General features: G+C 47.2%; 10 protein-coding genes. 5 read left to right on the forward strand and 5 right to left on the reverse strand.

The annotated features are described in order from the left end of the window. The first annotated feature begins 162 nt into the window (after positions 1-162). Positions 163-1,587, forward strand: a complete 1,425-nt coding sequence (locus tag ACRRQV_RS06335) for an NAD-dependent succinate-semialdehyde dehydrogenase (RefSeq protein WP_432528819.1) — start codon at positions 163-165, stop codon at positions 1,585-1,587. A gap of 70 nt (positions 1,588-1,657) precedes the next feature. On the opposite strand, the gene ACRRQV_RS06340 is transcribed toward ACRRQV_RS06335, so the two are convergent. Both ACRRQV_RS06340 and ACRRQV_RS06345 read right to left on the reverse strand, forming a co-directional pair. Then, the gene (locus ACRRQV_RS06340) at positions 1,658-2,152 is read right to left on the reverse strand and encodes a hypothetical protein (protein WP_432528821.1); all 495 of its coding nucleotides are present in this window, start codon (positions 2,150-2,152) and stop codon (positions 1,658-1,660) included. 202 nt (positions 2,153-2,354) lie between these two features. Next, positions 2,355-2,507 (reverse strand): LytTR family transcriptional regulator DNA-binding domain-containing protein, encoded by a 153-nt coding sequence (locus ACRRQV_RS06345; RefSeq protein ID WP_432528823.1) that lies wholly within the window; start codon positions 2,505-2,507, stop codon positions 2,355-2,357. Positions 2,508-2,633: 126 nt separating this feature from the next. Here ACRRQV_RS06345 and ACRRQV_RS06350 point away from each other — a divergent pair, with 126 nt between their 5' ends. Both ACRRQV_RS06350 and ACRRQV_RS06355 read left to right on the forward strand, forming a co-directional pair. Beyond that, on the forward strand, positions 2,634-5,294 hold the full coding sequence (locus ACRRQV_RS06350) for a phosphoenolpyruvate synthase (RefSeq protein WP_432528825.1): 2,661 nt from the start codon (positions 2,634-2,636) through the stop codon (positions 5,292-5,294). Between the two features lie 27 nt (positions 5,295-5,321). Continuing rightward, positions 5,322-7,400 carry a thioredoxin domain-containing protein gene (locus ACRRQV_RS06355; RefSeq protein WP_432528827.1) on the forward strand — a complete coding sequence of 693 codons (2,079 nt, stop codon included), beginning with the start codon at positions 5,322-5,324 and terminating at the stop codon, positions 7,398-7,400. Between the two features lie 35 nt (positions 7,401-7,435). On the opposite strand, the gene ACRRQV_RS06360 is transcribed toward ACRRQV_RS06355, so the two are convergent. The 3 genes from ACRRQV_RS06360 to ACRRQV_RS06370 all read right to left on the reverse strand — a co-directional run bounded on the left by ACRRQV_RS06360 (position 7,436) and on the right by ACRRQV_RS06370 (position 10,022). After that, positions 7,436-9,118 (reverse strand): acyl-CoA dehydrogenase family protein, encoded by a 1,683-nt coding sequence (locus ACRRQV_RS06360; protein ID WP_432528829.1) that lies wholly within the window; start codon positions 9,116-9,118, stop codon positions 7,436-7,438. A gap of 15 nt (positions 9,119-9,133) precedes the next feature. Next, on the reverse strand, positions 9,134-9,517 hold the full coding sequence (locus ACRRQV_RS06365) for a MerR family transcriptional regulator (protein ID WP_432528831.1): 384 nt from the start codon (positions 9,515-9,517) through the stop codon (positions 9,134-9,136). A 211-nt stretch (positions 9,518-9,728) separates the two neighbouring features. Further along, entirely contained in the window at positions 9,729-10,022 is a 294-nt protein-coding gene (locus ACRRQV_RS06370; protein ID WP_432528833.1) for a hypothetical protein, read from the reverse strand. Between the two features lie 148 nt (positions 10,023-10,170). On the opposite strand from ACRRQV_RS06370, the gene ACRRQV_RS06375 reads away from it, so the two are divergent. Both ACRRQV_RS06375 and ACRRQV_RS06380 read left to right on the forward strand, forming a co-directional pair. Further along, positions 10,171-10,830, forward strand: coding sequence for an HAD family hydrolase (locus ACRRQV_RS06375; protein ID WP_432528835.1), 660 nt, complete (start codon positions 10,171-10,173; stop codon positions 10,828-10,830). Between the two features lie 347 nt (positions 10,831-11,177). Continuing rightward, positions 11,178-11,972 carry a transporter substrate-binding domain-containing protein gene (locus tag ACRRQV_RS06380; RefSeq protein WP_432528837.1) on the forward strand — a complete coding sequence of 265 codons (795 nt, stop codon included), beginning with the start codon at positions 11,178-11,180 and terminating at the stop codon, positions 11,970-11,972. Positions 11,973-11,992 lie beyond the last annotated feature (20 nt).

Consider the following 11,992-nt stretch of genomic DNA (forward strand, 5'->3'; position numbering starts at 1 on the left):
TAAAGTGATTTTGTAATCGTAACATATTTATTGTTTTGGATAAACAGAAAATTTAGAAATAACTGTTTTCCACTTTATTTCCCTTCTTTTTATTCCGTTTAAGGTTTTTGGAAAAGTGGTAAATATAGAAGATATCAGTTAATCAAAGGAGGCAATGCGCAAATGGAAGGCAAACATTATATCAACGGTGAATGGTCCACGTCAGGCGATGGCTTGATCAGCGTCATCAATCCGGCTACCGGAGAAGAATACGGCACGATTCCAAATGGCGGCGAAAAAGAAGCGACAGCTGCAATTGATGCTGCCGCTGAAGCATTTAAAACGTGGTCAAAAACCACTGTCTACGAACGCGCGGCTTTATTGATGAAATGGCATGATTTATTAATCGAGCGAAAACAGGAAGTAGCCGAGATCATGACGAAGGAAATGGGCAAGCCGTTAGCAGAATCACTGGGAGAAATCGAGTATTCAGCATCGTTTATTTCCTGGTTTGCAGAAGAAGCGAAACGCTCTTGTGGCCGGCTTGTGCCTGCAACGAAAGAAGGCAAACGAATCCACGTGTTGAAGCAGCCGGTCGGCGTAGTCGTTTCGATTACGCCATGGAATTTTCCAGCCGCAATGATGGCCCGAAAAATGGCGCCTGCGCTTGCTGCTGGCTGTACGTTTGTTGCAAAACCAGCCAAACTGACTCCGCTAACAGCTGTACGCATGTACGAACTCGCGGAAGAAGCTGGATTTCCGAAAGGAGTCATCAATTTAGTGACCGGCAGCGCCAGCAAAATCGGCAATGTCTTCACGAGCCACCCAGCGGTCCGCAAGCTGACGTTTACCGGTTCTACAGAAATCGGCAAAGAGTTGATGAAGCAAAGCGCGGACACCATGCTCAATTTATCGCTTGAACTTGGGGGACACGCCCCTATGATCGTTTGCGACGATGCCAATATGGATTTGGCAATCGAAGGCGTGATGGCTTCAAAATTCCGAAACGCCGGTCAAACATGTGTCTGCGGCAACCGAATTTACGTACAAAAAGGCATTGTGGAAGAATTTTCGAAACGGCTGCAAGAAGCTACGGCTAAATTGAAAGTCGGCAATGGCATGGATGAAGGCGTTCAAATTGGACCGCTAGTTGATCAAGACGGTTATGAGAAATCTGCTCGCCATGTCCAAGATGCTGTGGAAAAAGGCGCGAAAGTGTTGGTAGGGGGCGACGGCAAAGCTGAAAATGGCGCTTATTTCTACAACCCGACTGTTCTTGTCAACGCTACCCCTGACATGCTCGTCATGAACGAAGAAACGTTCGGGCCTGTTGCACCCATCATGGCTTATGAAACAGACGAAGAAGCTGTCCGTTTGGCAAATGATACCCGATTCGGCTTAGCAGCTTACTTCTTTACCGACAGCTTATCCCGTGGAACTTACATCTCCGAGAACTTGGAATACGGCATTGTCGGCTGGAATGACGGGGCTCCGTCTACGGCCCAAGCTCCTTTTGGCGGCATGAAAGAAAGCGGCATCGGCCGCGAGGGCGGCCAAGAAGGACTGGAAGCCTTTCTAGAAACCAAGTACTTGTCCATTAAGTTGTAAATATAGAAAAACCCCTGTTTTGATTTATTAAATTCAAAAGCCTTGGATTGCTAAGCAATCCAAGGCTTTTTTATGACCAGTTGTCGAGTACCGGCCCTTCTTCTCCGTATACCGGATCTTTCTCCGGCAATGGTGCATCCAAAATTTCTTCCAAGACAACTGGCCGTTCATCAGATCCGCCTGTTTTCAAATTCGGTTTCAAGCCGTCCGGATAAGCACCGACTACTTGAAAATCTGAAGTGGCTTTTATTTTTTTGTGCCCGGTGCCTGCTGGAAGTACCACGACATCCCCTATAGTCACCTCAAACATTTTTCCGGATTCGCCGCCAAGCTGAATCGTTGCTGAACCTGATTTTACGCCGAGCACTTCATGGGTGTTGCTGTGGTAATGGTGGTAATCAAAAACGCCGTTCGTCCAACTATTCGTCCAATTGTTTCGGTTGAATACCGATTCAATGTCTTCCGGATTTTCTGCGAACGCCCCTTCGTAAAAAATAACCGGCAGCGTCGGGTTATTCGGAATCGTCCGGTCATCTTCAAAATGGAAATAATTTTCTTCCGCCATTTTCTCCATCACTCCTTTTTATATAGAAGGTTTCCCCTTAGAGATGCTGGGTGAAACAAATCTGCAGCCCAATAATTGGATTCTGCAAATAAAACTCCATTTTCTGCAAACAATGATTGATTTTCTGCAAATAAATGCTTGGATTCTGCAAATAAACTCCCGAATTCTACAAATAAAGATGAGAAAGCCGCAAATAAACTCGTTAAAACCCAAGCCGCTCCCTGACGCTGGCCGTGTAACTCTGGCTAATTGGCAAAATGGAGCCGTCTTTCATGGTGATTATGTAATTCGAAGCCAAATCCCGTGAGATTTCCGCGATAAAATGGATATTGAAATTGGAAAGTATTTTCACCATATCAGAAAAGATCTTGTTGAAAACAGAAAGTATATCCAATTTACTGGAACTCCTCTCCAAAAAGAGGATTTCCTGCTGTTCAAGTAGAAGAACCATGTGAACAAGCCATACGTGGAGGTGTTTTTCATGGAACGGTATGTATTAGACTTCACAGAAATCGACAAAACCGATTTGCCCCTTGTCGGCGGCAAAGGAGCAAACTTGGGAGAACTGGCAAAAGCGGGCTTTTCTGTGCCCGCTGGATTTTGCGTCTCAACTTTCGCTTACCGCACTTTTCTTGCATCCAGCAGCGAAATGGACCATTTTTTTGTGCAGCTGGATGAAGTCAGCTATAACGATTTAGATCAAATCAGCCAGTTGGCCACAAAAATCCGCCATCATCTTACGGCGCTTAACATGCCGAAAGAAATAAAAAACGCCATTTTATCCAAGTGGCACTCGTCTGGCCCGGAAAAAGCTTATGCGGTCCGGTCGAGCGCGACCGCAGAGGATTTGCCGACCGCTTCGTTCGCTGGCCAGCAAGATACATTTTTGAATGTTCTCGGTAAAGAAGCGCTGCTGCAGGCAGTGCAACAGTGCTGGGCTTCCCTGTTCACCGACCGCGCCGTTTCGTATCGCGCCAAAAACGGTTTTGGCCATCGGTCGGTTTTTCTTTCGGTCGTAGTCCAGGAAATGGTGGTTCCCGATGTGTCGGGAATTTTGTTTACAGCGGATCCCGTTACGGGGCATCGCCATACCATTTCAATCGATGCAAGCTACGGGCTCGGCGAAGCGCTAGTGGCTGGCCTTGTCACGGCGGATTTGTACCAAGTGCGCGAGGGCCAAATCGTCAAAAAACAAGTTTCAACGAAAGAACTCGCGATTTACTCGCTGCCCGAAGGCGGCACGATTACTAAATCTCTTCCCCTAGAAGCGCAAATTGCACAAGCCTTGCCGGACAATCAGATACTTGAGTTGGCCGCCATTAGCCAACAAATCGAAACTCATTACGGGTCCGCCCAAGACATCGAATGGGCATATGCCAACAAGCAATTTTTTATTCTTCAAAGCCGGCCGATTACGTCGCTTTACCCCTTGCCCGCACTTTCAGACGCCAACTTTCATGTTTTCATCAATTTTGGCTACATCCAGATGATGACCGCTCCCATCAAGCCGCTTGGCCTTTCCCTGTTAAGCAACGTCACCCATTTTTTCTTTAACGAACGGCTCGCTCCTGAAAAGCGGATTTTGCGCGAAGCAGGCGGCCGGGCATTTGCAGATTTTACAAACGCCATCGTGATTCCGCCTGTCCGCCGGCGCATCTTGAAATTAGTTGGCGGGATGGATCCACTGCTCGCTTCTGCACTGAGGGAAGCCATGACTCGAAAAGAGTTTCAACACCTCACCGTTTCCAAAAAAGCCGCTTTCCGTGTAGCTAGAAGAATTGCGCCTTTCGTTGTTCCTGCTGCGGCAAAAGTCGCCGGAAATTTATTGATCAAAAATCCGGCACTAGCTCCTCAAAAGGTAAATGAATTTATTGATCAACTCGTTAAGAAGGCAGAGGAAAGGCTGCTTGCTTCCTCAGGAGCTGAAAGAATCCGCTTGATTCAAAGCGAGATGGAAAGAATGTTTCCTGACGTTTTGTCCAAGATCGTCCCTTATTTTATTGCTGCTGTTATCGCTTCCGGTTTTTTGGAAAAAAAACTAGAACGAGCGGTTGGCTCCGATCATACGGCACTGTTGTTGAGCCGGCTGTACAAATCGCTCCCTGGAAACGTGACAACGGAAATGGGATTGGAGATCGGGGATTTGGCCGATGCAGCGCGGCCGCATCCCGAACTCGTCGCTTTATTGCGCGAATCCCAGGACAATGGGTTTTATCAAAAGCTGCCTTTTGTTTCCGGCGGCCTGGAATTTCAGCAGCAGTTAAATCGATTCCTTCACACATATGGCACCCGCTGTGCTGGGGAGATTGACATCGCCAAGGCTCGTTGGGCCGAGGACCCGCTGCAACTGCTTCCATTCATTATCAGCCATATCCAAACGTCATCGCCGGGTGAACATAGGAGCAAATTTTTGCAAGGTGCGATTGAAGCAGATGAAACGGCACTGGAAATCATTGCGCAATTCGATGGGTTCGAAAAAGTGCAGGTCGCCCGGGCGGTTAAACTGTACCGCCACTTAATGGGGATGCGGGAACACCATAAATTTGCATTGATCCGGCTCATGTTTCTTTATAAACGGGTATTGTTGGAAGAAGCTCGCAGCCTTGTAGATCGTGGTTTTCTTACGAATAAAGACGACGTGTTTTATTTGACGCTTGAAGAGCTGGCAGGTTTACTGGAAAATCGCAAGTTGGAAGAGATCGATGCGCTAATCGAAAAGCGAGCAAAAGAACATGAGCGAAATCATCAATTGGCTAGTCCGCGGATTTTGACCAGTGACGGCGAAGCCATCAACGGTCAACTGGCGAATAGGGCAGGGCCGTCCGGAGCTTTGCTCGGAACGCCGGTATCGGCGGGTACGATTGAAGGCATTGCCCGGGTTGTCCTCCGGGCAGAAGACGCCAATCTAAACCCCGGTGAAATCTTAGTGGCGCCTTACACCGATCCCGGCTGGACACCGTTGTTCACTTCAGCGGTCGGCCTTGTGACAGAAGTCGGCGGCATGATGACCCACGGTTCGGTGGTAGCCCGGGAATACGGCATTCCAGCTGTAGTCGGTGTAGGCAATGCCACCAATTTAATAAAAGACGGCACCCGCATCCGCATCGATGGCACGCTTGGTTTTGTGGAGATACTCGATTGAAAAACGATAAAAAGGTGGATTGATCAAATGAACATTCCTGAGAAAGACCCGCTCGTCGATGCGCGTCCGAGCGCCGAAAAAAACTGGCTTACGCAGGAAAAGTCTCCATATCTTTTGCAGCACGAATCCAATCCGGTGAACTGGTATCCATGGGGAGCGGCTGCTTTTGAACGCGCAGCGCGCGAAAACAAGCCTGTGTTTTTATCCATCGGCTACAGCACTTGCCATTGGTGCCATGTGATGGAACATGAATCGTTTGAAGACACGGAAGTTGCGGCGCTTTTGAACAATTATTTCATAGCCATAAAAGTCGACCGGGAAGAGCGCCCGGATATCGACTCGATTTACATGAATATTTGCCAAATGCTGACCGGTGAAGGCGGATGGCCATTGAATGTTTTTTTGACGCCGGAGCAAAAACCGTTTTACGCCGGAACGTATTTTCCAAAAACCGGAAAATATGGTCGGCCAGGTATGATGGATGTGCTTCCGCAGCTGATCCATGTGTACAAAAACGACAGTGAAAAAATTTCGGACATCGCTGGAAAATTGACTGCTGCTTTGCAGCCCGACAACTCCAGCTCTCAAAACGCAATTCCATTTGATGTTTTAAAGCACGCCTACTCTATACTCGAAGGCGAATTTGATGCCGAATTCGGCGGGTTTGGCGCAGCTCCAAAATTTCCGACGCCGAGCCAGCTGCTTTATTTATTGCGCTATTTCCAACTGGCCAATGAACCAAAAGCGTTTGATATGGTCAAGAAAACGCTCGACTCCATCGCAGACGGCGGAATTTATGACCATATCGGCTACGGCTTTGCGCGCTACTCGACCGATCCCATTTGGCTCGTTCCCCATTTCGAAAAAATGCTATACGACCAAGCCCAGCTACTCAAAGTCTATACCGAAATGCATCTGATTGAACCGAATGCCCGCTACAAAAAAATCGTCTACGACACGATTGAGTTTTTGGAGCGAGAGATGCTGCATCCGGATGGCGGGTTTTATTCCGCGATCGATGCTGATTCCGAAGGAGAAGAAGGCACCTATTACGTGTGGTCCGATTTGGAAATCGAATCGTTATTAGGCGAAAAGGCCGTGCTTTACAACGAAGTGCACAATATCACCCGGCAAGGGAATTTTGAAGGCGACAACATCCCGAACTTGATCGGAACGAATAAACCCGTCATTGCCGAAAAATACGGTTTAACTTTGGATGAACTCGAGCAGCAGCTTGAAGAATGCCGCTTTTTGTTGCTGTCTGAACGGAAAGAACGTGAATACCCCCATTTGGATGACAAGATTCTTACTTCCTGGAACGGCATGTGCATTGCCGCTTTGGCTAAAGCCGGCGCCGCTTTCCAAGAACCGAGGTTTATTAGACTGGCCGAAAAAGCAGCCGCGTTTATCGACCGGGAATTGTGGCTAGAAGGTCAGCTATACGCCCGGTTCCGCGGCGGCGAGGCAAAGCATTTTGGGTATCTCGACGATTACGCCCATCTGCTGGCGGGCCATTTGGAATTGCATTTAGCTACTGGAAATGCTTCCCATATCCAAAAAGCCTGTCTGCTAGCGGACTTGCTGTTTGAACGCTTTGCCGACGAAGAGCATTTCGGTTTTTTCTTTACCGACAAAGACACGGAATCGCTCATCGTCCGGGACAAATCTATCATTGACAGTGCCATGCCTTCCGGCAACGGAATCGCAATTCTTCAATTGTGGCGCCTTGCGAAACTGACCGGCGACAACAGCTTGCTGCAAAAAGCCGACCAAGCGATGTCTTCTTTTGCAGATGAAGCCGTCCGCTACCCTTCAGCCGTCTTGACGCTGCTCGTTGCCCGCATGGCGTTTGAGGCCGGCGGCAAGGAAATCGTTATCAGCGGTGCAGATCCATCTGCCAAACAGCAGCTGTTCGAGTTTCTCCGCACGTCGTTCCGTCCGTTTGATGTGTGGCTGGAGGCCAAAAAAGATGCTGCTCCTGAAACTGCCGCAATGACAGATAGCCGAATCCACGCCGACCGGCCATTCGCTGCTTATATTTGCGAACATTCCGTTTGCCAGCTGCCGCTTTTTGATGTGGCGGAAGCGAGACAGATTTTGAGGTGATGTGCAGCAAAACACTCATAAGTAAAAACACCCGCTCATGAGCGGGTGTTTTGCATGATGAGATCAAAATGTTTTACGGTGGTCATTTCGCCGCCAGTCTTCCGGGCAGTCCACGCGGTTTCAATAAACACTTCCGCAAGCGCCGTATACTTCTCGCCGTATTTTTCTGCCCACTCAAGCGCAATGACGCTTTCGAACAGCCACGCCATTTTTTGCATCAGCTGCTTGGCATCAAATGCCTGCATATCTGCATCGCTTGCTGCAAATGCTTCTAATTCAAGCTGCAAGCTATTAGCTTTCTCATGGATAAACGCCACTTGCTCATTTGCTTTAAGCTTGCCTAATCGCTCAGCCACATGTCCAAGAAACACGTGATGCGCGTTGAATTTATTGACGAGCCGGACCAATTCGAGGCCGAGGATATTCGCCGTTCCTTCCCAAACGGTCAATACTTGGGCGTCGCGCAGCAGGCGTGGCGTGACAAAATCTTCGATATAGCCATTGCCGCCGTGCATTTCAATCGCTTCGTGGGAAAAATGGATGGCTTGTTCAGCAGTTTCTTTTTTCAAAATGGCGATAAGCAAGCGGCTCAGCACAGTTTCTTCCGGCGTCGCCTCGCCTTTTGTTACCCGGTCGTATAACGCAACGAGGTCAAAAACCGCAGCCGTTTCCACTTCCTGTTTAGCGCGCATTTTCATCAAGCTATCTTGGACCATTGGAAATTCCACCAAACGTTTGCCGAATGCACCTCGGCGCTCCGCATACTCGGCAGCTTCCGTCAACGCTCGTTTCATGATGCCGATGGATGCGACGGCATTGCAAATTCGCGACAAATTGAGTGCTTCCATCATGTATTTCAAACCGTTTGCGGGATTTCTCACCACATAGGCGAGCGCTCCTTCAAACTCCACTTCGCCTGACGGCACCGCGCGCACACCCAATTTGTCCTTCAATCGGCGGATTTTGATGTTGTTCAATTTTCCGTTTAAGCGCCATGGTACGGCAAACAGCGTCAATCCTTTCGACCCTAAAGGTGCTCCTTCAATCCTCGCCAGCACCATCGCAACTCCGGCCATGCCCGCATTTGACGCGAAATATTTTTCCCCATACAGCCGGTAATGCTCTCCGTCTTTTACCGCCTGCACAACATTCGCGCCGACATCCGAGCCGCCTTGCCGCTCCGTCAAAAACGTCGCCCCTTCGAACAGCTCCACATCGCCGGTTGCGCAAATGTGAGGCAGGAATCGCGCTTTGAGTTTCTCGTCCGCAAAATGATCCAACAAATAAGCCGTTGCCATCGTCAGCGTTACCGGGCAATAAAACCCAGGTTCCGTCTGAGATAATAAATAGCCTTGTGCGAAACTGTAAATGTAATTGCCTCTCTTCCCTAGTTCAGGAATATCTTTATGGATATAGCCAACAATACCAGTCCGGTACGTTTCTTCCACCGTTTTCTTATAGCCTTTGTTGACCCAGACGTGCGAAACGTCGTCACCAAACCGGTCGTATTTTTCAAGTTTCGGTGCACCTTCTCTGTCGGTATGGCGGGCACGTTCGTCGATTTCATTGGCACAAAGTTCTCCGAATGCTGCCAGCTCCCGGTCTGCATAATTAAGCATTTCCCCAGCTAACCGTTCTTTCAAGATCAATTGCAGCGTTTGGTCGCCTTGAAAAAAATTGCGCTTAGCACTTGTTTTCTCCCCTTTTACTTGAACCATTTTGCCCACCCCTTTTTATGGTTTGTTTGCTTTCAAATCACTTAACCGTTTTGTAAAGTCGTCGAGCAGTTCTTTCATTTCCGCCTTCATCGCCTCGAGTTCGCAGATTTTCTGTTCCATAGCACTTATTTGCTTCGTGCCGTATTCAATGGTCCGCTCCAATTGCTTTTCACCGGAACGGTCGGCATCAAACAGCAGCACCATTTCTTTAATTTCTTCCAGCGTAAACCCGTACTGCTTGCCGCGCTCGATCAGTTTCAATTTGGCAAGTTCGCTATTCGCATACAAACGTTGCTTTGTGCCGGTGCGTTCAGGCTTCAGCATTCCCAGCTCTTCGTAATAACGGATTGTCCGCGCCGTCATGCCGAACTCCACCGCCACTTCCCGAATCGTCTTCATCGCTTGCTCCCTGCCTTCTCTTTTTAATTGGTTTCAGTTTATCATTGACGTTAACGTAAAGAGCAATCATTTTTCGCAAATAAATGCTCAAGTAAGTTGAAAAATGAACCTGCTCTCCTAAGAAACGTATGCGCTCCTCGGCATTTACTTGCGTCCCCTTATTCTCGCCACAAAACAAAACCCGCACAAGCAGCGGCTTGTGCGGGTTGGATCATTCTTGGTTGGAAGATTTAATGCGGTAGCGAGTATCTTCTTCGAGTTTGTTGAAGATTTCAATGTAGCGCTCGCCTTTAGTTTGTTCTTCCGTCGGTGCTTCTTTAGCATCGAGTATGTCTGCGAGCGGTTTTGTTTCCGGTTCCACGATCCGAGAGTCAAAGTCATTCATTAACAGTTGCAAATCACCGTAATTCTCAACTTGTTTATCTTTTGTCACTTCGTCAAATAAGCGATCTGATTCTTCACTTGTCAGTTCCACGTAACCGACCGTAATTCGTTGTTTTTGCATCCAAAACCCTCCTATTAGCGTCTTTCACTTGTTTTCTCCTCTATACCCAGCGCAAGAAGCAGAGTAAACCTTAGCAGCTATCACTAGAAGGGACGCATCCTTTCGGCTATGATAGAACTAACCAATTTTCAAGAACCGGAGTGATTCCATGCGCGTTGCCATATTTGATTTTGATGGAACTTTGTATTCAAAAGAAACTTTTCAGTTGATGATGGACCATTTGAAAAAACACCCGGTGCATAGCGCCCGCTACCGACAGTTTTACCGCGCCATTATTCCTTCCTACATCGGCAGTAAACTTAAAATTTATCCCGTAAAGAAAATGCGCGCCCGATCAGTCGAAGCATATTTAGCTGCCCTCGAAACGTTTTCCCGTCCCGAGTTGGAAAGTTATTTCAGCGAAATTGCGGAGAAAATGCATGAAGACATGAACCCGAACGTCATGGAGCGCTTGAAAAAGCACGTTGCTGACCAAGACTACGTCATGCTCGTATCCGGAGCATTCACGCCCCTTCTTCGGGCGGTCACCAAAGAAATACCGATCGAAACCATTATCGGCACAGAAATTCCTTATAAAAATAACGTTTTGAACCATAAAGCGCCTCTTTCCCATATTCAAGGCAAGCTAAAAACCGAGAAAATAAAAGCCGCCTTGAAAGGGCAAGAAATCGATTGGAAAAACAGCTATGCTTATGGAGACAGCTTTTCCGACCTTCCCGTTCTGGAACTTGTTGGCCATCCAGTTGCTGTCCGCCCAGAACCGAAACTTCTAACGGTTGCGAAACAAAGGCATTGGGAAATCCTTTAAGAAAGGTCCATTGTTTGAAACCTTCCCTATTTTTGATTTTCCTTGGTAACACCCACGGTCTTTATGCATCTTTGAACTGAATAATTATACACACTCTACTTTAAGATCATTTAAAGGCGTTGCTGATAAGGCAACGCCTTTTACTATATTAAAAATGAATTATCTTGTTTATTTAGCCCATATACCAATGAAATGAGTTCTTTTTATATTCTACAGTTGACAGTTTAATTGATTGAAAACATAATTAATTATAAACATGCGGAAGGAGTATTCACAAATATAAAAGCGTCTGTTAAAATTCACTTTAACGAATAAATATCCAAAAAAAAACATTGGAGGAACTTAACATGAAAAAAAGCAATGCATTTTTGGCAATGGCCGCTTCAGTGGCTTTATTTTTAGGAGCATGTGGCAGCGATTCCGCAACCCCTTCTGGAGAATCGGGCGGTTCTAAAGATGACAAAGTATTGGAAATGGGCACATCCGCTGATTTCGCTCCATTTGAATCGCGCAATCCATCGGGCGATTTTGAAGGTTTTGATATCGATCTTGCCAACTATATTGCTGACGAACTGGGCTACGAATTGAAAATCAACGATATGAAATTTGACGGGCTCATTGGGGCGCTTCAAAACAAACGCATTGACATGGTGCTTTCTGGCATGTCCGCAACTGAAGAAAGAAAACAAAACGTCGACTTTTCAACTGAATACAACCGTTCTGGAGAAATTTTCATCACCACAAAAGACTCGCCAATTAAAACATTAGAAGATTTGGAAGGCAAAGTGCTTGGCGTCCAGCTAGGCTCGATCCAAGAAGAAGGCGCGAACGAAATCAAAGAAGCTGAAGGCATTAACTATGAAATCAAAGCGCTCGACGAATCCGGTGCTCTCATCCAAGAACTTCTCAGCAGCCGCGTCGATGCCGTTTACATGGATAAAGCAGCTGGTGAAGGATATGTGAAAGCACAGGACTTGACGAGCTTTGACGATCCAACTACAAGTTCACCAGGCATGGCCGTTGCTTTCCCTAAAGGCAGCGACTTAGTGGATGACGTTAACGAAGTTTTAAAAAAAGCAGAAGAAAATGGCGATCTTCAAAAAATGAAAGACAAATGGTTAACTGGCGAACAAGCCGAATAATAAAAAATTATAATTATTGG

The sequence above is a fragment of the Planococcus sp. YIM B11945 genome (assembly GCF_050864155.1).
In the GTDB taxonomy this organism is placed as follows: Bacteria; Bacillota; Bacilli; order Bacillales_A; family Planococcaceae; genus Planococcus.